28 protein-coding genes are annotated in these 25,291 nt (G+C 63.8%); 17 read left to right on the top strand and 11 right to left on the bottom strand.

The window, feature by feature from the left end:
• Positions 1 to 248: 248 nt before the first annotated feature.
• The 4 genes from rpoD to ACSBM8_RS12725 all read right to left on the bottom strand — a co-directional run bounded on the left by rpoD (position 249) and on the right by ACSBM8_RS12725 (position 5,076).
• Positions 249 to 2,294: an RNA polymerase sigma factor RpoD gene (gene rpoD, locus ACSBM8_RS12740; protein ID WP_442678387.1), complete on the bottom strand. Its 2,046-nt coding sequence runs from the start codon at positions 2,292 to 2,294 to the stop codon at positions 249 to 251.
• Positions 2,295 to 2,320: 26 nt separating this feature from the next.
• A complete protein-coding gene (dnaG, locus tag ACSBM8_RS12735) occupies positions 2,321 to 4,180 on the bottom strand; it encodes a DNA primase (protein WP_442678386.1) in 1,860 nt (619 codons plus the stop codon).
• Complete coding sequence (locus ACSBM8_RS12730) at positions 4,177 to 4,533, bottom strand: GIY-YIG nuclease family protein (RefSeq protein ID WP_442678385.1); 357 nt, start codon at positions 4,531 to 4,533, stop codon at positions 4,177 to 4,179. Before ACSBM8_RS12730 ends, dnaG begins: the two co-directional genes overlap by 4 nt.
• 90 nt (positions 4,534 to 4,623) lie before the next feature.
• The gene (locus tag ACSBM8_RS12725; RefSeq protein ID WP_442678384.1) at positions 4,624 to 5,076 is read right to left on the bottom strand and encodes a GatB/YqeY domain-containing protein; all 453 of its coding nucleotides are present in this window, start codon (positions 5,074 to 5,076) and stop codon (positions 4,624 to 4,626) included.
• Between the two features lie 140 nt (positions 5,077 to 5,216).
• On the opposite strand from ACSBM8_RS12725, the gene carA reads away from it, so the two are divergent.
• Complete coding sequence (gene carA, locus ACSBM8_RS12720; RefSeq protein ID WP_442678383.1) at positions 5,217 to 6,392, top strand: glutamine-hydrolyzing carbamoyl-phosphate synthase small subunit; 1,176 nt, start codon at positions 5,217 to 5,219, stop codon at positions 6,390 to 6,392.
• A gap of 116 nt (positions 6,393 to 6,508) precedes the next feature.
• Here carA and ACSBM8_RS12715 read toward each other — a convergent pair whose 3' ends face one another.
• On the bottom strand, positions 6,509 to 6,799 hold the full coding sequence (locus ACSBM8_RS12715) for an endonuclease domain-containing protein (protein WP_442678382.1): 291 nt from the start codon (positions 6,797 to 6,799) through the stop codon (positions 6,509 to 6,511).
• Positions 6,800 to 6,916: 117 nt separating this feature from the next.
• On the opposite strand from ACSBM8_RS12715, the gene carB reads away from it, so the two are divergent.
• The 3 genes from carB to ACSBM8_RS12700 all read left to right on the top strand — a co-directional run bounded on the left by carB (position 6,917) and on the right by ACSBM8_RS12700 (position 11,568).
• Positions 6,917 to 10,237: a carbamoyl-phosphate synthase large subunit gene (gene carB, locus ACSBM8_RS12710; RefSeq protein WP_442678381.1), complete on the top strand. Its 3,321-nt coding sequence runs from the start codon at positions 6,917 to 6,919 to the stop codon at positions 10,235 to 10,237.
• Positions 10,238 to 10,356: 119 nt separating this feature from the next.
• On the top strand, positions 10,357 to 10,833 hold the full coding sequence (greA, locus tag ACSBM8_RS12705) for a transcription elongation factor GreA (RefSeq protein ID WP_442678380.1): 477 nt from the start codon (positions 10,357 to 10,359) through the stop codon (positions 10,831 to 10,833).
• Between the two features lie 108 nt (positions 10,834 to 10,941).
• The gene (locus ACSBM8_RS12700; protein ID WP_442678379.1) at positions 10,942 to 11,568 is read left to right on the top strand and encodes a rhomboid family intramembrane serine protease; all 627 of its coding nucleotides are present in this window, start codon (positions 10,942 to 10,944) and stop codon (positions 11,566 to 11,568) included.
• 87 nt (positions 11,569 to 11,655) lie between these two features.
• Here ACSBM8_RS12700 and ACSBM8_RS12695 read toward each other — a convergent pair whose 3' ends face one another.
• The 6 genes from ACSBM8_RS12695 to ACSBM8_RS12670 all read right to left on the bottom strand — a co-directional run bounded on the left by ACSBM8_RS12695 (position 11,656) and on the right by ACSBM8_RS12670 (position 14,211).
• Positions 11,656 to 11,874 carry a DUF4170 domain-containing protein gene (locus ACSBM8_RS12695; RefSeq protein WP_442678378.1) on the bottom strand — a complete coding sequence of 73 codons (219 nt, stop codon included), beginning with the start codon at positions 11,872 to 11,874 and terminating at the stop codon, positions 11,656 to 11,658.
• 49 nt (positions 11,875 to 11,923) lie between these two features.
• On the bottom strand, positions 11,924 to 12,523 hold the full coding sequence (locus tag ACSBM8_RS12690; RefSeq protein WP_442678377.1) for an MlaC/ttg2D family ABC transporter substrate-binding protein: 600 nt from the start codon (positions 12,521 to 12,523) through the stop codon (positions 11,924 to 11,926).
• 63 nt (positions 12,524 to 12,586) lie between these two features.
• Complete coding sequence (locus ACSBM8_RS12685; RefSeq protein WP_442678376.1) at positions 12,587 to 13,018, bottom strand: hypothetical protein; 432 nt, start codon at positions 13,016 to 13,018, stop codon at positions 12,587 to 12,589.
• Positions 13,011 to 13,313 (bottom strand): DUF3618 domain-containing protein, encoded by a 303-nt coding sequence (locus ACSBM8_RS12680; protein ID WP_442678375.1) that lies wholly within the window; start codon positions 13,311 to 13,313, stop codon positions 13,011 to 13,013. The genes ACSBM8_RS12685 and ACSBM8_RS12680 overlap by 8 nt, the downstream gene beginning before the upstream one ends.
• On the bottom strand, positions 13,310 to 13,648 hold the full coding sequence (locus ACSBM8_RS12675; protein ID WP_442678374.1) for a phage holin family protein: 339 nt from the start codon (positions 13,646 to 13,648) through the stop codon (positions 13,310 to 13,312). Before ACSBM8_RS12675 ends, ACSBM8_RS12680 begins: the two co-directional genes overlap by 4 nt.
• On the bottom strand, positions 13,645 to 14,211 hold the full coding sequence (locus ACSBM8_RS12670) for a hypothetical protein (RefSeq protein WP_442678373.1): 567 nt from the start codon (positions 14,209 to 14,211) through the stop codon (positions 13,645 to 13,647). The genes ACSBM8_RS12675 and ACSBM8_RS12670 overlap by 4 nt, the downstream gene beginning before the upstream one ends.
• Before the next feature lie 165 nt (positions 14,212 to 14,376).
• Here ACSBM8_RS12670 and eno point away from each other — a divergent pair, with 165 nt between their 5' ends.
• From eno to ACSBM8_RS12605, 13 genes are all read left to right on the top strand, one after another.
• Positions 14,377 to 15,654, top strand: a complete 1,278-nt coding sequence (gene eno / locus ACSBM8_RS12665; RefSeq protein ID WP_442678372.1) for a phosphopyruvate hydratase — start codon at positions 14,377 to 14,379, stop codon at positions 15,652 to 15,654.
• Between the two features lie 176 nt (positions 15,655 to 15,830).
• Complete coding sequence (locus ACSBM8_RS12660; protein ID WP_442678371.1) at positions 15,831 to 16,475, top strand: RBBP9/YdeN family alpha/beta hydrolase; 645 nt, start codon at positions 15,831 to 15,833, stop codon at positions 16,473 to 16,475.
• 70 nt (positions 16,476 to 16,545) lie between these two features.
• Positions 16,546 to 16,854, top strand: coding sequence for a UBP-type zinc finger domain-containing protein (locus ACSBM8_RS12655; protein ID WP_442678370.1), 309 nt, complete (start codon positions 16,546 to 16,548; stop codon positions 16,852 to 16,854).
• A 6-nt stretch (positions 16,855 to 16,860) separates the two neighbouring features.
• Complete coding sequence (locus ACSBM8_RS12650) at positions 16,861 to 17,256, top strand: FtsB family cell division protein (protein ID WP_442678369.1); 396 nt, start codon at positions 16,861 to 16,863, stop codon at positions 17,254 to 17,256.
• A 164-nt stretch (positions 17,257 to 17,420) separates the two neighbouring features.
• Positions 17,421 to 18,482: a pyruvate dehydrogenase (acetyl-transferring) E1 component subunit alpha gene (gene pdhA / locus ACSBM8_RS12645; protein ID WP_442678368.1), complete on the top strand. Its 1,062-nt coding sequence runs from the start codon at positions 17,421 to 17,423 to the stop codon at positions 18,480 to 18,482.
• A gap of 12 nt (positions 18,483 to 18,494) precedes the next feature.
• The gene (locus ACSBM8_RS12640; protein WP_442678367.1) at positions 18,495 to 19,922 is read left to right on the top strand and encodes a pyruvate dehydrogenase complex E1 component subunit beta; all 1,428 of its coding nucleotides are present in this window, start codon (positions 18,495 to 18,497) and stop codon (positions 19,920 to 19,922) included.
• Between the two features lie 50 nt (positions 19,923 to 19,972).
• The gene (locus ACSBM8_RS12635) at positions 19,973 to 20,656 is read left to right on the top strand and encodes a squalene/phytoene synthase family protein (RefSeq protein WP_442678366.1); all 684 of its coding nucleotides are present in this window, start codon (positions 19,973 to 19,975) and stop codon (positions 20,654 to 20,656) included.
• Between the two features lie 30 nt (positions 20,657 to 20,686).
• Positions 20,687 to 21,145 (top strand): EF-hand domain-containing protein, encoded by a 459-nt coding sequence (locus ACSBM8_RS12630; RefSeq protein ID WP_442681589.1) that lies wholly within the window; start codon positions 20,687 to 20,689, stop codon positions 21,143 to 21,145.
• Positions 21,135 to 21,632: a GNAT family N-acetyltransferase gene (locus tag ACSBM8_RS12625; protein ID WP_442678365.1), complete on the top strand. Its 498-nt coding sequence runs from the start codon at positions 21,135 to 21,137 to the stop codon at positions 21,630 to 21,632. Before ACSBM8_RS12630 ends, ACSBM8_RS12625 begins: the two co-directional genes overlap by 11 nt.
• 128 nt (positions 21,633 to 21,760) lie before the next feature.
• Complete coding sequence (locus tag ACSBM8_RS12620; protein ID WP_442681588.1) at positions 21,761 to 23,341, top strand: ribonuclease J; 1,581 nt, start codon at positions 21,761 to 21,763, stop codon at positions 23,339 to 23,341.
• A gap of 5 nt (positions 23,342 to 23,346) precedes the next feature.
• The gene (locus ACSBM8_RS12615) at positions 23,347 to 23,622 is read left to right on the top strand and encodes a DUF1467 family protein (protein ID WP_442678364.1); all 276 of its coding nucleotides are present in this window, start codon (positions 23,347 to 23,349) and stop codon (positions 23,620 to 23,622) included.
• Positions 23,623 to 23,751: 129 nt separating this feature from the next.
• The gene (locus ACSBM8_RS12610; protein ID WP_442678363.1) at positions 23,752 to 24,243 is read left to right on the top strand and encodes a hypothetical protein; all 492 of its coding nucleotides are present in this window, start codon (positions 23,752 to 23,754) and stop codon (positions 24,241 to 24,243) included.
• A 74-nt stretch (positions 24,244 to 24,317) separates the two neighbouring features.
• A complete protein-coding gene (locus ACSBM8_RS12605; protein ID WP_442678362.1) occupies positions 24,318 to 25,217 on the top strand; it encodes a hydrogen peroxide-inducible genes activator in 900 nt (299 codons plus the stop codon).
• Positions 25,218 to 25,291 lie beyond the last annotated feature (74 nt).

Raw genomic sequence — 25,291 nt, 5'->3', positions numbered from 1 at the left:
GTGGGAATGGGCCGGCCAGCATTCCCCGTTCGTCATGCTGAACTTGCGTCCAGTCGGCGACGTGGGCGGTAGCGCACGCTGGGCTGACGTAAATCCCCCCGTCACCCCGGACTTGAGCCGGGGGCCCGCTCTTTGGGGACCGGAGGAGTTAGCATCACCCCGGCTCAAGGCCGGGGTGACGCGGCTTGTGGTTCGACAATGGCGTTATCGCGAGGCGCAGCGAGCGGCGGCGCGATCCGCCGCCCCGACTACTGGTCGAGGAAGCTGCGCATCTTGCGGCTGCGGCTCGGATGCTTGAGCTTGCGCAGCGCTTTGGCCTCGATCTGACGAATACGCTCGCGCGTGACCGAGAATTGCTGGCCGACCTCTTCCAGCGTGTGATCGGTGTTCATGCCGATGCCGAAGCGCATGCGCAGCACGCGCTCCTCACGCGGGGTGAGGCTGGCAAGGACGCGGGTGACCGTTTCCTTGAGGTTGGCCTGGATCGCCGCATCGACCGGGATCACCGCATTCTTGTCCTCGATGAAATCGCCCAGGTGCGAATCTTCCTCGTCGCCGATCGGCGTTTCGAGGCTGATCGGCTCCTTGGCGATCTTCATCACCTTGCGCACCTTCTCGAGCGGCATGCTCAGGCGCTCGGCCAATTCCTCGGGCGTCGGCTCGCGGCCGGTCTCGTGCAGGAACTGGCGGCTGGTGCGGACCAGCTTGTTGATCGTCTCGATCATGTGGACCGGGATACGGATCGTGCGCGCCTGATCCGCGATCGAGCGCGTGATCGCCTGACGGATCCACCAGGTCGCATAGGTGCTAAACTTGTAGCCGCGGCGATATTCGAACTTATCGACCGCCTTCATCAGGCCGATATTGCCCTCCTGGATCAAATCCAGGAATTGCAGGCCGCGATTGGTATATTTCTTGGCGATGGAGATGACGAGGCGCAGGTTGGCTTCGACCATTTCCTTCTTGGCGATACGCGCCTCGCGCTCGCCCTTCTGGACCATGTTCACGATGCGGCGGAATTCGGTCAGCGACATGCCCGTCGCCGACGCGATCTCCCCGATCTCGGCGCGGATACGCTCGACCGGCGCGGCTTCTTCGGTCGCGAAGGCCGTCCACTTCTTGTCCAGCTTGGCGACGGTCGTCAGCCAGCCTTCTTCGGTTTCGTGCCCGAGATAGCGGTCCAGGAAATCCTTGCGCGGCACTTTGTGGCGCTCGGCCAGACGCAGCATCTGGCCGCCAAGCGCGGTCAGGCGGCGGTTGAACGAATAAAGCTGATCGACCAGATGCTCGATCTTCGCGGCGTGGAACTTCACGCTCTCGACCTGCGCGGTCAGTTCCTCGCGCAGATTCTGATATTTGGTTTCTTCCGCCTTGGGGAAGTCATCGCCCATGCCGAGCGCGTTGACGCGCTTGGCCTGCAGCTTGGCGAAGCTCTTGTAGAGGGCGGTGATCGCCGCGAACTTCTCCAGCGCCTGCGGCTTGAGCTGCTCTTCCATCTGCGCCAGCGACAAGGTGTTATCCTCGTCATCGTCGTCGGACGGGCGCGGCACGCGACGCTCGGTCAGGCCGTCCTCGTCCTCATCGGCCGAAGCTGCCTCTTCCGGCTCATCCTCCTCCTTGAACGAGGGGCCGGCGCTCTTTTCGCTGATTTCGCCAGTATCGTCCTCGGCGCCCTCGACCTGCTCGGCCGTCGGGCCCTTGGATACCATGGCGTCGAGATCGAGGATCTCGCGCAGCTGCATCGTGCCTTCGTTGAGCTGCGTGGACCAGTCGATGATGGCGTTGAACGTGATCGGGCTTTCGCACAGCCCCTGGATCATCGTGTCGCGGCCGGCCTCGATCCGCTTGGCGATGGCGATTTCGCCTTCGCGGCTGAGCAATTCAACCGCGCCCATTTCGCGCAGATACATGCGCACCGGATCGTCGGTGCGATCGACCGTTTCCTTCTTCGTCGCCGTGGCGGTGAAGGTCGCGACGGTCTCGTCGCCGGTCGTTTCCTCGGCCTCGTCCTCTTCCGCCTGCTGGGGCTGCTCGCCCTCCTCGCCGGCTTCCTCATTCTCGACGACGTTGACGCCCATCTCGTTGAGGGCGGACATGACGTCTTCGATCTGATCGGTGGTCATCTGATCCTGCGGCAAAGCCTCATTGAGCTCGTCCACGGTGATGTAGCCGCGCTTCTTGGCGCGCGCGAAGACCTTCTTGATCGACGAATCGTTGAGATCGATCAGGGGCGCATCGCCGCTGTCCGTCCCGTCGCCGCTTCCACCAGCCGCTGCCAATGCCGTCTTCGCCATGCTACCTCTTTGATCCCGTAACCCGTTCATTCGCCTTCCGGCTGCATTAAATCCATCAGCCGGCGTTCGACATCCTGCTTTTCGCGCGTCAAACGCTGCTGTTCCGCGAAGCTTGCCTCATCCGTCGTGGTGCCCAATCTTCGGGTTGCGTCCGCCAGCGCCTGTTCGATTAACGGGCGCGTCACCAACACGTCGATCGCTTCTCCAAGATCGCGCGTCGCACGACTCGGGTCCGCATCGCTGCGCAGAAAGGAAAAGGCAAGACCGTTCGTCCGGCACAGCTCATCCGCCACCGGTCCAAGCCCGGCATTTGCCAATATGGAATGCGCGCCGTCGCCTTCAAGGGAACGCCCTGTGAAAGCGGCGTCAACCAGCGTGTCGCGGATTCGTTCAAGGACCGGATCGCCCAGCGGAAGCTCGGCCAGCGCCTCGGCATGGGCCGGCATGATGCCGGGGTGGAGGACCAGGCCGGCAATGACGGCACGGGCGAACATCGGATCGACGCCGCCTTTGCCGATCGAGCGCGCGCCTGCGGTCGTGGGGCGGGGCGGGGGCTTGCGGAATTCGCCGCGGCGGAAGGGCGGGCGTTCGCGGAAGGGGCGCTCGTCATTATGCTGGCGCGCAGGTGCAGATCCGAACAGCGCATCGAACCGGCGGCGGAATTCCAGCTTATATTCGTCCGCGGTTCCCTTGTCGGCGATCATGCCGGCCAGCTCGGCCAGGCGTCGGCGAAAACCCGCGCGCGTTTCCGGCGTGTCGAGCGCCGTCGCGTCCTGTTCGCTGCGCCAGATCAGGTCGACCAGCGGGATCGCACCCAGCAGCGCAGTTTCGAACGCGGCGCGACCGCCAGCCTTGATGAGATCGTCGGGATCCTGCCCGTTGGGAAGCGTCACGAAACGCAGCGAGCGATCAGGCGCCACCAAAGGCAAAGCGCGCAAGGCGGCGCGAATGGCGGCTTTCTGCCCGGCCTTGTCGCCATCGAAACACAGAATTGGTACCGGCACCAAACGCCACAGTCGTTCGATCTGCGCTTCGGTAAGCGCGGTGCCGAGCGGAGCGACGGCCTCGTCAATGCCGGCGCCGGCGAGCGCAATGACGTCCATATAGCCTTCGACCACGATTACGCGATCCGCCTTGCGGCTGGCTGGACCGGCGCGATCGAGATTATAGAGCGTGCGCCCCTTGTCGAAGAGCGGCGTATCCGGCGAATTCAGATATTTGGGTTCGCCGCTGTCCAGGATGCGGCCGCCAAATGCGATCGTGCGGCCGCGTGCGTCGCGCACCGGAAAGATCAGCCGGCCGCGGAAGCGATCATAAGGCTCTTTCTCGTCCACCAGGATGAGCAGTCCGGCTTCGATCAGCGTCTCATTGCCGAAGCTCGCCAGCGCCGCCTTCAATTTGCCGCGCGAATCCGGCGCGAAGCCAAGCCCGAAAGCCTTTACCAGGGCGTCGGGCACGCGCCGCCGGCCCAGATAAGCGCGCGCTTCGGCGCCGGCGATGCCCTGCAACTGCTCGGCAAACCATGTCCTGGCCGCCTCGGACGCGGCCACCAGGCCGGTGGCACGTTCCGCCCGCTCGGCGGAGCGTGGATCGGGCGCGGGCAGTTCAAGCCCCGCCGCATGGGCGAGTTCCTTGACCGCATCCATGAACGGCATGCCCTTCGCTTCGGTCAGGAATTTGATGGCGTCGCCATGCGCCGAACAGCCGAAGCAATGGTAAAAGCCCTTGTCGTCATTGACGTAGAAGCTGGGTGTCTTCTCATCATGGAAGGGGCAGCAGGCGCGATATTCCCGCCCCGCTTTCTGCAGTTTGACCGTGCGACCGATCAGCCCGGACAGCAGGGTCCGGTGGCGGAGTTCATCCAGGAATTGCGGGGAGAGGCTCAAAGCTCTCGACCCGGTTCGGGCTTCGGGTGGATTTTTCCAGCCCCGTTCGTCCTGAGCGAAGTCGAAGGACGCTCCTTTGGCGGGACCGCCAACCAGGAGATTCGAGCCCAATCACCCTCAATCAACGCCATTTTCTTGGCGCGTGTCCAGCCTTTGAGCTGCCGTTCAGCAGACAGCGCTTCCTCGCGCGTGGCGAAGTCTTGCGACCACGCCAGGGAGACCGGCCGTCGCCGGGCCGTGAAATCGCAATAGCCGCCATGCTGATGCTGGCTCATCCGTCCTTCAAGATTGTCTGTGTGACCCACGTAGAAACGCTCGTCCGCGCATCGTAACATATAGGTCCAGAACGTCATGGCTGTTCCTCACGCGTCCTTCGACTTCGCTCAGGACGAACGGGGTTCGTTCCAACCCCTCCCGCAAGCGGGAGGGGAGAGCTTTCATACCTACCCCAGCCGCGCTTTCACCAGGGCGCTGGCTTTGCTCATGTCCATCTGGCCGGCGTGGCGTTCTTTCAGGGCGGTCATGACGCGGCCCATGTCCTTGACGGATGTGGCGCCGAGGTCGGTCGCGATCGCATCGATCGCGGCGGCTGCCTCGGGTTCGCTCATCTGCTTGGGCAGGAAGCGTTCGATGACGGCGATTTCCGCGAGTTCGGCGTCGGCAAGCTCCTGGCGGCCGCCCTTTTGATACAGGTCGACCGATTCGCGGCGCTGCTTGATCATTTTCTGCATGACCTCGGTGACCAGCAGGTCGTCGTCAGGCGTCGCGGTGGCGGTACGCAATTCGATATCGCGATTCTTGATCGCAGCCTGGATCAGGCGGGTAGCACTGACCGTGCCGGTGTCACGCGCCTTCATGGCGGCGATCTGCGCCGCCTTTATATCGTCTCTAATCATGGGAATCCCTCGGGAGGAGCGGAAACCTCCATTCTAGCCGGAACGCGCCCGATTGGGTAGAGTTGACCCGTCGAGGAAGGGCGTTTAGCGGACGCCGCTTAGCGACATCGCTGCTCAACCCATTGGAGTGCCCGCCCACCATGGCCGACGCCACGACTTCTCGCGCGCCCCCCGAAGGCGCAACCGGTGTGCTGGTGCTGGGCAATGGTAGCGTCATCTGGGGCCGCGGCTTCGGCGCCGAGGGCGCCGCTGTCGGCGAGGTGTGCTTCAACACCGCCATGACCGGCTATCAGGAGGTGATGACCGATCCGTCTTATGCCGGGCAGATCGTGACCTTCACCTTCCCGCACATCGGCAATGTCGGCGCGAACCCCGAGGATATCGAGGCGATCAACCCGCATGCGCTGGGCTGCGTCGTGCGGGAGGATGTGACCGACCCGTCGAACTTCCGATCGACCCAGCGTTTTGACGGCTGGTTGCGCAACAATGGCAGGATCGGCCTGTCCGGCGTCGATACGCGCGCGCTGACCCGTGCGATCCGCCTGGGTGGCGCGCCCAACGGCGTGATCGCGCATAACGCCAAGGGCGAATTCGATCTGGACGCGCTGACGCAACAGGCGCGCGACTGGGCGGGCCTGGAAGGGATGGACCTCGCCAAGGACGTGTCCTCGACCCAGAGCTATAAGTGGGATGACGGCTTGTGGACGCTGGGCGAAGGCTATGCGACCCACGCCGCCAACCCGGACGGCCCCCACGTCGTCGCGATCGATTATGGGCTGAAGCGCAATATTCTGCGCAATCTGGTCGCCGCGGGCGCGCGCGTGACGGTTGTACCGGCGACCGCGACGTTCGAGGATGTGATGGCGCACAATCCGGACGGCGTGTTCCTGTCCAACGGCCCGGGCGATCCTGCCGCGACGGGCGTCTATGCGGTGCCGGTGATCCAGGAACTGCTCAAGATCGCCAAGCCGATCTTCGGCATCTGCCTTGGCCACCAATTGCTTGGTCTCGCGGTCGGCGCGAAGACGGCCAAGATGCACCAGGGCCATCGCGGCGCCAATCACCCGGTCAAACGCAATGACGATGGTCGTGTCGAGATCACCAGCATGAACCACGGCTTCGCGGTGCTGACCGAGACGCTGCCGGCCAATGCCGAGCCGACGCATATCTCGCTGTTCGACGGGTCGCTGGCGGGCCTGCGCCTGACCGACAAGCCGGCTTTCTCGGTGCAATATCATCCGGAAGCGAGCCCCGGCCCGCAGGATAGCCACTATCTGTTCGAGCAGTTTGTTTCACAACTGCGGAGTGCACGGTGACTCCCTCTCCCCAGCGGGGAGAGGGTTGGGGTGAGGGGGAGCGCGCGTCAGCGCGCGCCCACATCATCGTTCGTGCGGTACACCCTCACCCAACCCTCTCCCTCAAGGGAGAGGGCTTACGTGCGCGCGTTGCACAAAGCGGTACGGATCTCCGCAAGAACGCCGTCGAGATTCTCGGTTACGTCGTTGTTCCAGAAGCGAATGACCGTGAAACCATACGCCTCGATCAGTCGAGTTCGCTCGACATCCCCGCGACTCTCCGCATGCTGGCCGCCATCCAATTCGATCACCGGGCGCGCCGCGCGACAGGCAAAATCCGTGACATGCGGTCCGATCGGAAACTGACGGACAAACTTGGCGCCGTCGATCTGCCGGCTACGCAGTCGCTGCCACAGCGCCGCCTCCACATCGGTCGACCCTCGCCGCAGCTTTCGCGCAACCGGTGTGAGACTCTTCTCGATCGGCGTTCACCCTCACCCAACCCTCTCCCTGCAGGGAGAGGGCTTTCAGGTCTCGCATAACCTATGCCCAAGCGCACCGACATCAAATCCATCCTCATCATCGGCGCCGGCCCGATCGTCATCGGCCAGGCGTGCGAGTTCGACTATTCGGGGACGCAGGCGTGCAAGGCGCTGCGTGAGGAGGGGTATCGCATCGTCCTGGTCAATTCGAACCCGGCGACGATCATGACCGATCCCGACATGGCGGACGCGACCTATATCGAGCCGATCACGCCCGAAGTGGTCGCGCGCATCATCGAGAAGGAGCGGCCCGACGCGGTGCTGCCGACGATGGGCGGGCAGACCGCGCTGAATACGGCGCTTGCTTTGTGGCATGACGGCACGCTCGAAAAATATGGCTGCGTGATGATCGGCGCCGATGCCGAGGCGATCGACAAGGCCGAGGATCGGCTGAAGTTCCGTAACGCCATGGACAAGATCGGGCTGGAAAGCCCGCGGTCGCGCATCGCGCACAGCGTCGAGGAGGCGGTTGCCGCGCTGGAGTTCGTCGGCCTGCCGTCGATCATCCGGCCGAGCTTCACGATGGGCGGGCAGGGTGGGGGCATTGCCTATAATCGCCAGGAATTCATCGAGATCGTCACCTCCGGCCTCGATCTGTCACCGACCACCGAAGTGCTGGTCGAGGAAAGCGTGCTGGGCTGGAAAGAATATGAGATGGAGGTCGTGCGGGATCGCAACGACAATGCCATCATCATCTGTTCGATCGAGAATATCGATCCGATGGGCGTCCATACGGGCGATTCCATCACGGTCGCGCCGGCCCTGACGCTGACCGACAAGGAATATCAGATCATGCGCAATGCCAGCATCGCGGTGCTGCGCGAGATCGGCGTCGAAACCGGCGGCTCCAACGTCCAGTTCGCGGTCAATCCCGCCGATGGCCGCCTGGTCGTGATCGAGATGAATCCGCGCGTGTCGCGCTCGTCGGCGCTGGCATCGAAGGCCACCGGCTTCCCGATCGCCAAGGTCGCCGCCAAGCTGGCCGTTGGCTACACGCTCGATGAGATCGACAATGACATTACCGGCGCGACGCCTGCCAGCTTCGAGCCGACGATCGACTATGTCGTCACCAAGATTCCGCGCTTCGCTTTCGAGAAGTTCAAGGGCGCATCGGATCACCTGACGACCGCGATGAAGTCGGTCGGCGAGGTGATGGCGATCGGCCGCAACTTCCATGAGAGCCTGCAAAAGGCGTTGCGCGGACTCGAGACGGGTCTGTCCGGCCTCAACATCGTCGATCGGCTGAAGGGTGCGCCGCGCGCCGAGATCGAGGCGGCGCTGGCCGTCGCGACGCCGGATCGCTTGCTGATCGCCGCCCAGGCGCTGCGCGAAGGTTTCACGATCGACGATATCCACCGTATCGCCAAATATGATCCATGGTTCCTGGAGCGGCTGGCCGAGATCATCCGCGCCGAAGAGCAGGTGTGCCGAGAAGGCCTGCCCGGCGATCCCGCCGGTATGCGCAAGCTCAAGAGCATGGGCTTTTCGGACAAGCGCCTCGCCTGGCTGGCGCTCAACAGCGCCAATCTTCGCGGCATGCAGCGCGAGCAGGCCCGCGGTTCCGGCATCGTCCATGACGCGATCAGCGCGATGGCGGGCGGCGTGACCGAGGCGGAGGTTCGTGCCCATCGCCACCGGCTCGGCGTCCGGCCGGTGTTCAAGCGGATCGACACCTGCGCCGCCGAGTTCGAGGCGAAGACGCCTTATATGTACTCGACCTATGAGGCCCCCGCCTTTGGCGAGCCGGAGAATGAGGCGCAGCCGTCTGACCGGCGCAAGATCGTGATCCTCGGTGGCGGTCCCAACCGCATCGGCCAGGGCATCGAATTCGATTATTGCTGCTGCCACGCCTGTTTCGCGCTCTCGGACGCGGGCTTCGAGACGATCATGGTCAATTGCAATCCGGAGACGGTGAGCACCGATTACGACACGTCGGACCGGCTGTATTTCGAGCCGCTGACCGTCGAGGATGTGCTCGAAATCCTGCACGTCGAGCAGCAGAATGGCGAACTGGTCGGCGTGATCGTCCAGTTTGGCGGCCAGACGCCGCTCAAGCTCGCGCAGGAGCTGGAGAATGCGGGCATCCCCATCCTCGGTACCTCGCCCGATGCGATCGACCTGGCCGAAGATCGCGAGCGGTTCGCGGCGTTGGTGGAGAAGCTCGGCCTTCGCCAACCCGAAAACGGTATCGCGCGCAGCCGCGACGAAGCGATCAAGGTGGCGGAGCGGATCGGCTACCCGGTCCTGACACGCCCATCCTACGTATTGGGCGGTCGTGCGATGGAGGTGGTCGATACGCCGGCCCAGCTTGACCATTATATCGCGACCGCGGTGCAGGTGTCCGGCGATTCGCCGGTGCTGATCGATCGGTATCTGCGCGACGCGATCGAGGTGGATGTTGACGCGATCGCCGACGGCACGGACGTAGTCATCGCCGGCGTGATGGAGCATATCGAAGAGGCCGGCGTGCATTCGGGCGACAGCGCCTGTTCGCTGCCGCCTTATAGCCTGTCGCCGGAAATCGTGGCGGAGATCGAACGCCAGACCGACTCGCTGGCCCGCGCGCTGAAGGTTCGGGGCCTGATGAACGTCCAGTTCGCGGTCAAGGACGGGCAGGTCTATCTGATCGAGGTCAATCCGCGCGCCAGCCGCACCGTGCCCTTCGTCGCCAAGGCCGTGGGCGCACCGATCGCCAAGATCGCCGCGCGGGTGATGGCGGGCGAGATGCTGAAGGACCTGCCGAAGATCGATCTCGATGTGGATTATATTGCGGTCAAGGAAGCGGTCTTCCCGTGGGCCCGCTTCCCGGGCGTCGATCCGGTATTGTCGCCGGAGATGAAGTCGACCGGCGAAGTGATGGGCATCGACCGCGATTTTGCGACGGCCTTCGCCAAGGCGCAGCTCGGCGCGGGAACCGTCCTGCCCCAGGCTGGCACGGTGTTCGTGTCGGTGAAGCCCGGTGACAAGCCGGTGATCGAGCCGGCGGTGCGCATGCTGATCGACCTCGGCTTCGATATTGTGGCGACCGACGGTACCGCCGAATATCTGGCCAGCCGCGGGCTGGCCGTGGAACGCGTCAACAAGGTCGCGCAAGGGCGGCCCCATATCGTCGATCGTCTGAAGGATGGCGGCGTGCAGCTGGTGCTGAACACCACCGAGGGCTGGCAGTCGTTGCAGGATTCCAAATCGATCCGTGCATCCGCGATGCTGGCGCGCATTCCATATTTCACCACGGCGGCGGCGGGCGTGGCCGCGGTGCGGGCGATTGCAGCGTTGCGGGAGCACAGCCTTGAAGTGCGCTCGCTCCAATCCTATCATAGCTAGCTGACGATCCCAGACATCGTGAAGATGCGGGGCGTCGCCAAGTGGCGGCGCAGGGTGGTTTTTTGACGCTTGAGGCTTTTCGCTTCGGATTTTTACGCTTCACAAGGGGTTTGGTTGAGATGGCAAGCGACGAGAAGATGCCGATGCTGGTGGAAGGGCATGACATGCTCACCACTGAAGTCGCGCGTCTCAAGATTGAGCGGCCGCAGATCATCGATGCGATCGAGGAAGCGCGCGCCCATGGCGACCTTTCCGAGAATGCCGAATATCATGCCGCCAAGGAGCGTCAGGGCCAGATCGAGGCGATGATCGCCGACATCGAGGACAAGCTTTCGCGCGCGATGATCATCGATCCCAAGACATTGTCAGGCGACAAGGTCGTGTTTGGCGCGACCGTGCATCTGGTGGATGAAGACGACAAGCCGATCACGTACCAGATCGTGGGTCAGACCGAAGCCGACGCCAAGGTCGGCCGCATCTCCTATTCCTCGCCGCTCGGCCGGGCGTTGATCGGTCGTAAGGTCGATGAAGAGGTTGAGGTCACCGTCCCCTCCGGCGACAAATATTATGTCGTCACCGGCATCGAATTCATCTGAGTTGCTGCCATTTTGTAGCTTTGGACGAGTGATGGACGCTGGATATAGAGACTATGTCCGGTGTGAGGCGGCGATCGGCCTGCGCTCGATCGCCGACATCGTCCTTCGATGAAGGCGGCACCACCCAAGGCAACCTTTGCCATTTGTGCGGTGACGTTGATCAGCTTTGCCGTGCTGAGCGCGACGGATCGGTTCGCCGACGCTGCGGTACTGGGCGGCTTCATTCCGGCGCGTCTATCGGGATCCGTCGTGCCCCATGCGCTGCCGGTGTGGTTGACCCCGCTCAGCGCGACATTGCTGCATGGCGGGTTGCTGCACCTCGGCTTCAACCTGCTGATGCTCTATTTCTGCGGCCGCGATGACGAGGTTGCGCTGGGGCGCCCGGGCGTCGTGCTGCTCTATGTGCTGGGGGCCTATGGCGCCGCGGCCGCGCATTTCGCGGTGGGACCGCAATCGGTGTCTCCCATGGTCGGCGCCAGCGGCGCGATCTCGGCGCTCGTGGGGGCCTATGCCATGCTCTACGGCCAGCGCCGGCCGTCCAAATTCTCGCCCGAAATTGCGCGCTGGCTGCACATTGCGTGGCTGGCGGCGGCGTGGATCGTCGTTCAGTTGATGCTCGGCCTGGTCTCCCGCACGCAGGGGCTGGCCATTGCCTGGGCCGCCCATGTCGGCGGCTTCCTGGTCGGGCTTATCATGGCGCGGCCACTGCTGAGGTGGCGCTACCGCAAGGCGTAAGCCCGCGCCGCCGCCCACCGAGCGGACCGCGGCGCTTCCCATATCATGTGCAGAATACCGGCGTTCCCTGGGGAGCGACCGGATGGTTCAGTCCTTCGCGTCCGGATTCAGCAGGCGATGGAGGTGCACGATCACGTAGCGCATCTCCGCATCGTCGACGGTGCGCTGCGATGCGGCCCGCCATGCTTTTTCGGCGCTGCCGTAATCGGGATAGAAGCCGACAACCTCTACCTTGGAGAGATCTTCGAAATCGAGCGTGCGCGGATCTTTGACCCGCCCGCCGAACACCAGGTGCATTTTGCTCATGGGCAAAGCCTCCTGCCGTCGGCGGGGGGGAGTTGCAAGTGCGCGTTGGTTATTTGCGCGCGTTCATCATGCGAACCAGCGCATCGAAGCCCTGGCGTTGGATCACCGAATTGAAATCGGCGGCCTGCGCCATGGCGACGTTGATGCCGGCCACGTTCAGATTGAGGACCTTCCAGGCGCCGCCGATCTTGACGACCGACCAGGTCGCCGCGATCGGCTGGCCGCCGGGCTTGGTGACCTGCGTGTAAACGTCGGCCCCGCCGCCGGCGGTCGGCTGCGAGCGGACGACGCGAATGCTGGCGTTGGAATATTCGAACAACCGGTCGGCATAGGTGCCGACGACATAGCCTGGCAGCGCCGACTTATAAGCCGCGCGCTGCGCCGGGGTGATCTTCGGCAGCCACGCCCGGATCAGGCGGTCGCCGATCTGGTCGACCGCGACATTCTGCGCGAGCAGCGCGCGGAATTTGGCTTTCGCCGCATCCCGGCTGCCGCTGCGCATCGCTGCAAAGCCATCGCTCGTCAGCGTCTGAACGAAACGCTGCGGATCGCTGGTATCAACCGCGGCCGCTGCCGGCGCGGTGATTGCAGGAACCAGCATTCCGGACGCGATGCCAAGCGCCAACAGGGCGCCACGAACCTTGATCATAACCATCTCCAAAATGCGACGAGCGGACGCAAGCGCCCGCTCGTCTGAACTCGCGTTGAACTTCTAGCGGGTCGCCGACTCGCGGGCAGCCTGGATGGCAGCCGCGCCCGCGGTGCCGGCAGCCTTCAAAGCCTGCTCGACCAGCTTCGAAACCTGGGCGCGCAGCTGATCGGTCGAAAGGCCGGATTCATCGAGGGCGCCGGTTCCCGCGGTGCGGCCCGCGTCGAGCGCGGCACGGGCCGCCTCACCGATCTTGGCGCCAAGCGGCGCGAGCAGCTCCTTTTCCTTTTCGATGCGCGGCAGCAACGCGCCGGCCAGTGCGCCGATCGCGATCCCGCCCAGCAGCGCCGTCAACGGACTGGCTTCCAGGCTGGCGCCCGACGTCTTTTCGCGCGCAGCGGCATAAGCGGACGCAACGCGCTCGCTGACCTTGCCGTAAGCATCGGTCAGAGCGCCATTGTTCGTGTCGTTATCCGGGGCTTTCGGCTTACTCATCACTGTCTCCATCATAGTCGTTGCCGCGCAGCCGGGCGATCAGCCGCGCGATCGGTTTACGGGCTAACAACGCAGTAACGCCGATTGCGGCTGCAGAGGCAGCCACGGGGCGTTTGCGGATCGCGCGAACAGCATCGTTGGCGGCGCTTTCTCCGGCGTCGCGCGCGCTTTCCCAGGCGTCGCTGGCGAGAACGGACGGTTTGAGCCGGGCTTGCAGTGCGTGCGCCGATCCGAGGAGACGTTCACGTGCCGCGGCGACTTCGGCGCGCGCCCGGGCGACATCCGCCTCGCTCACTTCGCGATACCCTTGATACGCTTCACGGCCGCCCAGCCCAGCAAAGCCGCCACCGCCAGCACGAGGAACGACGCTACCGCGAAACCGCCGGCCAGGCCGAGCCATCGACCCAATAACAGGCCGAGCGCCGCCACCAGGACGGTGAGGGCGGCTTGAACGAACAGGATCGCGACGACGATCATCGCCACGGCGGGCCCTGCCTGACCTGCCTTGGTCGATATCGTCGCCTTGACGAGGTTTACCTCGGCCCGGACATACGCCTTCCCATTGTCGATCAGGCGGGTCGCAAGTTCGCGGAGCGGCAACGGCTCCTGACCGGCATCCAAGCGCGTCACGCCTTCGGAGTGCCTTCGTGGGCGCCACCGTCCGCCAAGCCGGACCGCGCAAGTCTCGCCACGACGAAGCCGAGCGCTGCTGCCGTACCGACGGCAATCGCGGGCGACCTGGCGATAAGCGCCCGGGCATCCGCGAACAAATCGTCGACATCCTTGTCGCGGAAATTGTCCGAGAAACTGCCGATGCTCTGTGCGGCGCGACGGGCATAATCGCCATATTGGCGACCCAATTTGTCGTCGATCTCGGCGGCGGCATCTTCGACCGTCTGCACCAGATTATCCAACGCCGCGGTCGCACGATCCTTGCCGGCTTGGGCGAAATCGCGCGCCTTATCGGTCGCCTGTCCGCGCAGATCATCGAACCGACCGAATAGCGGCGTACCATCGAAAGCCGAAGCCCCATGCGTATCCGAGTTTGATCGCGTGCCGGTGTCGGCCTGGCCCGTTCCCGACGGCCCGGTCGCGGTGAAGCTCCGGTCGGCGCTGTCGCTATCGTCGTCCACGCCGGCGCCCTCGATGATGGCGTCGGTGCCCTCAGGCAGCTGATCGTCCGGGGAAGCCATGTTTCGTCTCCTGCGTTAAGCGGTATTGATGATTCAACCGCCGCATTGCGGCTGCGTTCCATCGACCTAATACACTATTTCATTCCGCCTGCGTTATTATTGCCTCATCCGTCTCCCCCCGATAGAGGCGCGGCATCTGTTTCAGCATAGCGCAAGGAAAACTCCATGACCGCGATCGTCGACGTCCACGCCCGCACCGTGATCGACAGCCGTGGCAATCCCACCGTTGAGGTCGACGTCACGTTGGAAGACGGAAGTTTCGGCCGTGCAGCCGTTCCGTCCGGGGCCTCCACCGGCACGCGCGAAGCGGTGGAGCGTCGCGACGGCGACAAGACCCGCTGGGGCGGCAAGGGCGTCGATGACGCGGTCGATGCGGTGAACGGAGAGATTGCCGAGGCCGTGGAAGGGCTGGAGGCCGAAGACCAGGGCGAGGTCGACGGTATCATGATCGAACTCGACGGTACCGAGAATAAGGGCCGGCTGGGCGCCAACGGCATTCTGGGCGTCAGTCTTGCGGTCGCAAAGGCCGCCGCCGAAGCGCGCGGTCTGCCGCTTTACCGTTATGTCGGCGGCGTTTCGGCGCACATCCTGCCCGTGCCGATGATGAATATCGTCAATGGCGGCGCGCATGCCGACAATCCGATCGATTTTCAGGAATTCATGATCGTGCCGACCGGCAGCGACAGCCTGATCGAGGCGGTGCGCTGCGGGACCGAAATTTTCCACACGCTCAAGAAGAAGCTGCATGACAAGGGCCTGTCGACTTCGGTTGGCGATGAGGGCGGGTTTGCGCCCAACCTCGCCAGCCCATCCGAGGCGCTGGACTTCATCATGCGTTCGATCGAGGCCGCCGGCTACCGGCCGGGCGAAGATGTCGGTATCGCGCTGGATTGTGCCGCCAGCGAATTCTTCAAGAATGGCGTCTACGACCTGGAAGGCGAGGGGCGGAAGCTCAGCCCGGCCGAGATGGTTGACTACCTGGCGGAATTGGCCGGGAAATATCCGATCGTCTCGATCGAGGACGGTATGGCCGAGCAGGATTGGGATGGCTGGAAGCTGCTGACCGATCGGTTGGGTGCGACCTGCCAGCTGGTCGGTGACGATATTTTCGTCACCAATCCACGCATCCTGGCGGAAGGCATCGAGAAGGGCGTCGCCAATTCCTTGCTGGTCAAGGTCAACCAGATCGGCACGCTCAGCGAAACGCTGGAAGCGGTCAGCATGGCGCAGCGCGCGGGTTATACTGCCGTCATGTCGCACCGTTCGGGCGAGACGGAGGATTCGACGATCGCGGACCTCGCCGTCGCGACCAATTGTGGGCAGATCAAGACGGGCAGCCTTGCGCGTTCGGATCGGCTTGCGAAATATAACCAGCTGATCCGTATCGAGGAGGAGCTGGGCGCCGTCGGCCGCTATGCCGGGCGCAGCGCGATCAAGCGCTGATTCCAATCCGATGGTGCGTGGGGCAGGCCATGGGTCCGCCTTCACGCGCAAGCGGCCGGAAGACGGCTCAGGCGTGCATGGTCCAAGTCAGGCTACGCCCGCCCCAATCCTTGCTGTATTTCCTACTTGTTAAATAGGGATTAAGGTGCCGGCACGTCCATTGCGGAGTGCGGATCATGGCATCCAGCGAATCTGGTCTGTCGCCATTGTGTCTGATGGTGCCGGGGCTTGGCAATTCCGGCCCTGGCCACTGGCAGACGATCTGGGAAAACGAGCGGCCCGACTGCGTGCGGGTGGAGCTGGGCATGTGGAACGATCCCACCCGGAACATCTGGATCAGTCGGATCGATCAGGCGGTCGCCGCGGCGCAGGGGCCGGTCGTACTGGTCGGGCATAGTCTGGGCTGCCACGCCATCCTGTGGTGGGCGAGCCTGCTGGGCGAGGATGTACGCGGCAATGTGGCGGGCGCCCTGCTGGTCGCGCCACCCGATGTCGATCGCCCTTCGGCCGATCCGCGCCTGACGCCGTTTGCCCCGGCGCCGCAAAGCCTGCTGCCTTTTCCTGCCAGGCTTGTGGCGAGCACCGATGACCCATGGTGCGCGCCTGAACAGTCGATCGAACTTGCCGGCGCGTGGGGCGCGGATTGCCTGCTGCTGGATCATGTCGGGCACATCAATGCGGACTCGGGCCTCGGCGCGTGGCGTGAAGGGCAGGATCTGCTGGAAGAGCTGCTAGACGCACGGCCGACGCGCACATTGCTGCCGGACATCCGCCCACGCTCCGCCGTCGCGGCGAGCCATGGTCCCTGGCTGGAACATTAAGCGTCGTTCTATTCGCCTATTTGTGGCTGGCGCCGCTTGACGACGAATTGCCTTGGTTTACCCTCCACCGATGGCCGATCCCTGTTCCCATTATCATTCGATCGAGGATGTCACGCCGAGTGCGGACGGGTGCGAAGAATGTCTCAAGACAGGGTCGTGGTGGGTGCATCTTCGCCTGTGCCGGACGTGCGGCCATGTCGGCTGCTGTGATCAATCGCCCAACCGTCACGCGACGAAGCATTTCCACGCCACCGCGCATCCGATCATCGAAGGCTATGACCCGCCGGAGGGGTGGGGCTGGTGCTATGTCGACGAACTGGATTTCGACCTGCGCGATCGGATGACGCCGCACCCGCGCCCAATTCCGCGCTTCGTTTAGCCGTCTGTGGGCATCCGGCTGACTCAACTTTTGCACGTTCCGGCGGCTTTGCGCTTGAAGCCTTTGGCAAAACGTGATTCTCCAGTCGGCGAGATGTCGCGCCGCCCCGCCTTGAATATGATCAGGTCCGCCTTTTGGCCGACCGTGGCCTTGGCTGTGATCCTATATTTCGCGGGCGCTGCCATCGTCGGCCAGAACGGCCTCTTCTCGCTTGCCGGATATCGGCATCAGCGCGCCGAGCATCTGGTGACGCTACAAACTCTTCAAGCAGAGCGTGCGCGGCTGGCGCATCATGCCGATCTGCTCGATCCGCGCCACGTCGATCCGGATTTCGCGGAGGAGATGGTGCGCAAGCAGACTGGCCAGATTCGGCCCGATGAAGTGATCCTGCCCGCCGACTAAGCGATCATTTCGCCGCAATTCACCTTCTTTAACGTTCGGATCAACAGATTGCAGGGTGCGGTTGCACGCCTTGCAACCTTCAGCGCGGAACTGGCCGTTGCGGGAGCGGGTTTGTCCCGCCTATAGGGCGCTTTCTAAATGCGCCCGTAGGAGAGAGATCCGCCTTGGCCCGAGCAGAAAAAACAGTTGCGTCCGAAGCTCCGGCTGCGCCGCCCGCGACCCCGAACCGCGAACGCCCTCCCGAGCCTCGTCCATACGAAGCATCGAATGAGGAGCTGCTCGAATTTTATCGGCAGATGTTGCTGATCCGGCGATTTGAGGAAAAGGCCGGCCAGCTTTACGGCCTCGGGCTGATCGGTGGTTTCTGCCACCTCTATATCGGGCAGGAAGCCGTCGCGGTGGGTTTGCAATCCGCCCTCAAGGTGGGCCGCGATTCGGTCGTGACCGGCTATCGCGATCATGGCCATATGCTGGCTTACGGCATCGATCCCAACCTCATCATGGCTGAATTGACCGGCCGCGCCGCCGGCATCTCCAAGGGCAAGGGCGGCTCGATGCACATGTTCTCGGTAGAGCATGGCTTTTACGGCGGTCACGGCATCGTTGGCGCGCAGGTGTCGATCGGTGCGGGCCTCGCCTTCAAGCATAAATATGCCAATGATGGTGGCGTCGCGCTGGTCTATTTCGGCGACGGCGCGGCCAATCAGGGCCAGGTCTACGAAAGCTTCAACATGGCGGAGCTGTGGAAGCTGCCCGTCATTTTCGTGATCGAGAATAATCAGTACGCGATGGGCACGAGCGTCAACCGCGCTTCGGCCGAGGATCAGCTGTACAAGCGCGGCGAAAGCTTCCGCATCCCCGGTATTCAGGTCGATGGCATGGACGTGCTGGCCGTGCGCGGCGCGGCCGAGACGGCGCTGGAGTGGGTTCAGGCCGGCAAGGGACCCGTCCTGCTGGAACTGAAGACCTATCGCTATCGTGGTCATTCCATGTCGGATCCAGCCAAATACCGGTCGCGCGAGGAAGTTCAGTCGGTGCGCGACAAGAGCGATCCGATCGACCATCTCGCGCGCATCCTGGCCGAGAAGGGCGTGGGTGAGGATCAGCTGAAGGCGCTCGACAAGGATATCCGCAAGATCGTCGCCGACAGCGCGGCATTCGCGGAAGAATCGCCGGAGCCGGAAGCCGCCGAACTTTATACCGACGTCCTCGTCGACACCTATTGAGCGCGAGACAAGATGCCCATTGAAATCAAGATGCCCGCGCTCTCTCCGACGATGGAGGAGGGTACGCTCGCCAAATGGCTGGTCAAGGAAGGCGACACCGTAAAATCCGGCGATGTCCTCGCCGAAATCGAAACCGACAAGGCGACGATGGAATTCGAGGCAATCGACGAAGGCACGGTTGCCAAGATCCTGGTGCCGGAAGGCACGGACGGCGTGAAGGTCGGCGACGTCATCGCCGTGATTGCCGGCGAGGGGGAAGATGCATCCGCTGTGAGCTCCGCTCCCGCAGCTGCTGCACCGAAGTCGGATGCGCCGGTCGAACAGCCTGCTTCCCAGAAGCCGGAGCTTACGGGTGAGGGGGGCGAAGAAGCGCCCAAGCAAATGGAGACGGGCGCGCGCGCCTTGGTCGCCAATGTTGCCGACACGCAGGACGATCCCGAAGTGCCGGAAGGTACGGAGATGGTCCGCACCACCGTGCGCGATGCCTTGCGCGACGCCATGGCCGAGGAAATGCGCAAGGACGACCGCGTCTTCGTGATGGGCGAGGAAGTCGCCGAATATCAGGGCGCCTATAAGGTCACGCAGGGGTTGCTGGACGAGTTTGGCGACAAGCGCGTGATCGATACGCCGATCACCGAATATGGCTTTGCCGGCATCGGTGCGGGCGCAGCCATGGCGGGCCTGCGTCCGATTGTCGAGTTCATGACGTTCAACTTCGCCATGCAGGCGATCGACCACATCATCAATTCGGCCGCCAAGACCAATTACATGTCGGGCGGGCAAATGCGGTGCCCGATCGTGTTCCGTGGTCCCAATGGCGCAGCCGCCCGCGTCGCCGCGCAGCACAGCCAGAATTATGGTCCCTGGTATGCAAGCGTACCCGGACTGATCGTGATCGCGCCTTATTCGGCCGCCGACGCCAAAGGCCTGCTCAAGGCGGCGATCCGCTCCAACGATCCCGTCGTCTTCCTGGAGAATGAGCTGCTGTACGGGCAGTCGTTCGATGTGCCCAAGCTGGACGATTATGTCCTGCCGATCGGCAAGGCCCGCATCGTCAAGCAGGGCAAGGACGTGACGTTGGTCAGCTATACGATCGGCGTCGGCGTTGCGCTCGAAGCGGCCAAGCAACTGGCAGAAGAGGGCATCGATGCCGAGGTGATCGATCTGCGTACCCTGCGTCCGCTCGACACCGCTACCGTGCTCGCGAGCCTGAAGAAGACCAATCGATTGGTCGTCGTCGAGGAAGGCTGGCCGACCTGTTCGATCGCGTCGGAAATCGCGGCCGTGGTCATGGAACAGGGCTTCGACGATCTCGATGCGCCGGTATTGCGCGTGACCAATGTCGACGTGCCGCTGCCTTATGCCGCTAATCTCGAGAAGATGGCGCTGATCACTGCGGATCAGGTCATCGCGGCAGCCAAGAAGGTCTGCTACCGCTGATGCGTGGCTCCCATGCGGGGAGCCACGACATCCCGTTGGGGCGGTAAGCTATGACGGCTGCGCCGCCCCCGAGTCCGCAGATCGTCGATCCTGAGCGGATGCTGGCGATTGCCTATGCGCCCGCGGACAAGCGTGCGCCGCTTGCCGCTTTGTTTCAGCTGGATGAACGGCTGGGGCAGATCGTCGCCACGACGAGCGAACCGATGATCGGCCTGATGCGCCTGACCTGGTGGCGCGAGGCGCTGGAAAAGCTCGACCTTGCCGACCGTCGTACGCCCGATGAGCCGCTGCTCCGCGTGCTGGCGGAGCAGGTTGCGCCACGGCTCGTATCCGGTGGAACGCTCGCGGCGATCGAGGATGGCTGGTCCGCACTGATCGACGAAGACGATTCCGAGCGGCTTCTCCTCCGCCACGGAGGGGAACGGGGGCGGCATTTGTTCGCGGCGGCAGCGGCGATCCTCGGCGCCGACGACGCCCGTTTGCCGGCCGCAGGCGCGGTGTGGGCGCTGACTGATCTCAGCTTTCATCATTCCAATGCTGCATTGAGCGCGGCCGCCCGGGCGCGCGCCGCGGCTTTGGCCGGCGACATCCCGTCGGGACGGTGGCCGAGCGCCGCGCGTCCGCTTGCCGCGCTGTTCGCCTTGGCCGTGCGAGACAGCCGGGCAGGGCGCCGTGTTCAGGCCGCTCCGGCGCGTCTTCTGCGGATGCTGGCGCTGCGGATTACAGGGCGGTAGCAAGGGGCATCGAGAAGGGGGACGCGGGTGATGTGGCGCTATTGGGTCGGGGCAGCGGCAGCGATTGTGTTGATCGTGGGAGGCGTTTTCTGGTGGCGCAGCACCGCGTCCGCCCAACATCATACGGCGCGCCACGCGGCTGCGACTGCGACGACGGAGGCCGGGGATGAGCCTATCCCGGAACCGCCAGCGGCCAGCGAGAAGACCCGCGAGGAGAAACGCTTCCTGCGCAGCGACCACGACAAGAATGGCGCGATCAGCCGGGACGAGTTCCTGGCCGCGCGACGGCGCAACTTTGCCAAGCTCGACGTCAATGGCGACGGCCGCCTGACCTTTGAAGAATATGCGGTGAAGGCGGAGGAGAAGTTCACCAAGGCCGACGCCGATAAATCCGGCTCGCTCAATCCGGCCGAGTTCGAGACGACCCGCGTGGCGCGCAAAGCCAAGGCGAGTTGCGTCTGCCAGCCCAAAAACGACGATGGCGACTAAGCCGCGCTGGGAGATCGTCTCCGGCGATCTGGCCGATCCACGGATCATTCGCCTGCTGGAAACGCACGTGGCGGCCGCAACCGCGGATATGCCGCGCGAAAGCTGCCATGCGCTCGACGTGGTCGGCTTGCAGCAGGCCGATGTCCGATTGTGGGCGCTTTGGGCCGGGGCCGAATTGTTGGGCGTGGGGGCATTGAAGGACCTTGGCGATGGCCATGGCGAGGTGAAGTCGATGCATACGGCGGCAGCGGCGCGTGGCCAGGGGGTGGGCGCCGCCATGATGCGCCATATCCTTGCGACCGCGCGAGCGGAGGGCTTCTGCCGCCTGAGCCTGGAGACCGGGGGCATCGCCTATTTCGCAGCCGCCCGGCGCCTCTATGCCGCGCACGGCTTCGTCGCGTGCGGGCCGTTCGCGGGCTATATCCCGGATCCCAATAGCGTGTTCATGACGCACGACCTTGCGGCAGACCCAGCAACCTCTACATGAGACGTAGCCGAAGGCTTTGCCGCGGCGCCAAATCTTGCGGCTGATACCCGCCAACAATCGGAAACTAAGTGACAATCCCAGGAAAAGAATTGCTGTTTCTCGCACTCGGCGGGTCGGGCGAGATCGGCATGAACGTCAACCTCTACGGCTGCGACGGCAAATGGGTGATGGTGGACCTGGGCCTGACGTTCGCGGACCCGGCCTATCCCGGCATCGACATCATCCTGCCCGACCTCGATTTCATCGAGCGTAACCGTCACAATTTGCTCGGGATCGTGCTGACGCATGGTCATGAGGATCATATCGGCGCGATCCCCTATCTGGCCGCCGATCTCGGGGTGCCGCTCTATGCGACCCCGTTCACCGCAGGCCTGATCCGCGGCAAGCTGGACGAAGAAGGCATCGCGTCCCAGGTTAAGCTCAACGTCGTCGAGCGTGGCGGCAGCGTCCGGCTCGGCTCGTTCAACTTCACCTATGTGCCGCTCGCCCATTCGATCCCGGAGGGCAACGGGCTGCTGATCGAGACGCCTTATGGCAACATCTTCCACACGGGCGACTGGAAGCTGGATGAGGAGCCTCTGCTTGGCACGCCGGCGACACCGGCCGAGTTGAGCAAGATCGGCGACGCCGGCGTGCTCGCCTTGGTCTGCGATTCCACCAATGTGTTTAACGACGTTGCTTCCGGTTCGGAAGCGTCCGTGCGCGAAGGGCTTGCCGGCGTCGTCAGCGCGGTCGAGGGGCGCGTGCTCGTCACGACCTTCGCCTCCAACGCCGCGCGCGTGCAGACGCTCGGTCAGGTCGCGCGCGATTGCGGCCGCCAATTGTGCGTTGCCGGCCGTTCGCTCGATCGCATCATCAAGGTCGCCAAGAGCGTCGGCTATCTGCAGGATTTCCCGCCGATCATCGATTTCGACGCGGCGATGAGATTGCCTGCGCACGAGGTTATGATCATCGCAACCGGCGGCCAGGGTGAGGCGCGCGCCGCGCTCAGCCGCGTTGCGTTCGACAGCCATCAGATCAAATTGTCCGAAGGCGACACCGTCGTCTTCTCGTCGAAGCAAATACCCGGCAATGAAATGGCGATCGGCCGCATCCAGAACGCGCTCGCCGCCAAGGGTGTGATCATGATCACCGAGCGTCAGGCGCATGTCCACGTCTCGGGCCATCCCGGTCGGCCCGAACTCGCCGCCATGTATGAATGGATCCGGCCGGACATCATCCTGCCGGTGCACGGCGAGATGCGCCACCTGGCCGAGCAGGACCGGTTCGCGCGCGGGCAGGGTGTCCCGCGCGGCATCGTTCAAGTGAATGGCGATCTCCTCCGCCTCGCGCCCAACGGCCCGAAGAAGATCGGCAACGAGCGCGTCGGGCGGCTTATCCTCGATGGCGATGTCATCCTGCCGGCCGACGGCACGACCATGAACGAGCGCCGGCGCATTTCGGCCAATGGCGTGATCGCGGTGACCGTGGCGCTCGACCAGAATAGGCGTCTGAGGGGTGAGCCGGCCGTGTCGATCCAGGGCATTCCGGTCGAAGAGGACCGTGAGGATTTCCTGGACGATGCACGCGATGCCGCCGCCAGCGCGGTCAAGGGCAACAAAAAGGACGAAGCCGGGCTGCGCGAGGCGATCCGCCTGAGCGTGCGCCGGGTGGCTACGAATTGGACGGGCAAGAAGCCGGTCGTCGAAGTCGCGTTGATTGAGGTCTGACAGGAATGCGCCTGAGCTCGATCCTCGCGCTCTATCCGCTTTTTTGGGCGCTGAGTTTCTTCTTCGTGCTGCCCTTTCGGTTGCAATCCGAAGGGGAGGACCAGCGCGTGCCGGGACAGTTCGATGGCGCCCCGCCCAAGTTCAGTTTTGCGCGGACCGCCAAATGGACGACGCTCGTCGCGCTCGTGCTGTTCGGCCTCTATTATGCCAACTACGTGTATCATTGGATCCCGGTACAGAGCCTCAACCTGGTTCCCGACAGGGTGCTGGAAGGCAAATGACGCCGCGCGTCGGGGCTGGTGAGCCCCGGCAAGAGGCCGGCCGTTGTGCGACGATGATCCGGCTCTGACGCGCAACCACCATAGTGGACCAGCGTTATCCCAGCGTATTCATGAAGGCGGGGCGTAAGGATGGCGGGATTCCTGAAAAAGCTGTTCGGCAATCCTGAACCGGCTCCGCCTGTAGATGAAGGTGCCAGGATGCCGAGCAGCATCGAAGAAGGCATGGCGTGGCAGGCGGCTGATTTCGTCGAGGCCTTTTCGCCTGCCGGATCACCGATCGACGGCAGCAAGCTCGACTATAGCGAGGCGTCGCTCACGCTGGTCGATCGCGTGCTTGATGACTTCTATCGACGCGAAACGCCATTGCCGGACGATCTTCACTTTCTGGCATCCGCTTATGTGTTTGAAGTGGCACGGCGTGAATTTGGTGGACGGTACCTGCGCGGTGAAGGGCAAGATCCATTTGTACTGGTGATCGGCGAAGCCGATGCGGATGTCGGCGTTTGCGTCATGGGCAAGGTGCGCGGCCGCGCCGTAAACGGACCGGAAGATAGCATTCCGTTCTTCTACGCCGGGATCGGCCCCCTCGTAGCCGCTGGAAAATCCGCCACGCTGATATGAGCCTTCCGCCGGCAGCGTGCCTCCGGTTATCGCACTAGGCCCTTCGCGCCTCACCTGAAGGGAGGGGGAAATAGATGATGCAGCGCCCCCGCGTGACGACCCGACAGCTGACTTATTTCGTCGCGGTTGCCGAAGCCGGTGGTTTTACGCGCGCTGCCGAACAGGTCGGTGTCTCGCAACCATCCTTGTCGCAGCAGATCAGCGGGCTGGAACAGGTGATTGGCGGATTGTTGTTCGAACGCGGGGGCGCCCCGTTGCTGACGCCGCTCGGGCGTGAGGTGCTGGATCGCGCGCGGCGCATCCTGCTGGACGTACGGGATCTGGAAGAGGTGCGGGCGATCGTGGGCGACGGTCTGACCGGGACGATCCGGCTGGGCGTGTCGCCAACGCTGGGAGCCTATATGCTCCCCGCCATCGTCGCCCGGCTGCACCGGGAGCATCCCACGCTGCGTGTCCATATCCGCGAAGCGCTGCCGGATGCATTGGCCTTCGGGCTGGCGGCCGGCACGCACGATATGGTGCTCGCGCAATTGCCGGTGGCGGGCGCCAGCCTCCATTGTGAACGCTTGTTTCGCGAACCCCTCCATCTGGCCATGGCGGCCGACCACCCGTTGCATCGAAAAGCGGTGATCAGGCCCGCTGATCTGATGGGGCAGCCCCTGCTGACATTGCAGCCGGGCTATCGGCTGAGCGATCAGGTCGCGGCGATCGCGGCGGAAACCGGCGCCGTCGTATTGCGAGACTATGAAGGGACCAGCCTGGATGCCGTCCGTCAGATGGCCGGAATGGGTGTCGGATTGACCCTGCTGCCGGAGCGTTATGTGCGGCAGGAGGTGCGGGAGGGCGATGACGTCATCGTGCGGCCCTTCACGGGCGGGCGCTATTATCGCGATATCGGTTTATTGTGGCGTGATGGCGCGGGGCGAGCACCCGCCTTCCATCTGATCGCCGATTATCTCCGTGCAGACTCATAGGATAATCCTATCGGAACAATAGGTGTGGCAGGGTTGCCCCAATAGCGCAGCCGGAATAAAATCCGGTCTGGCTG

Origin of the sequence: Sphingomonas sp. ASY06-1R (assembly GCF_052180265.1) — a bacterium.
Classification (GTDB): domain Bacteria; phylum Pseudomonadota; class Alphaproteobacteria; order Sphingomonadales; family Sphingomonadaceae; genus Sphingomonas_I.
The sequence above is the reverse complement of the archived record's forward strand: the minus strand, read 5'-3'. Positions and strand labels throughout refer to the sequence as shown.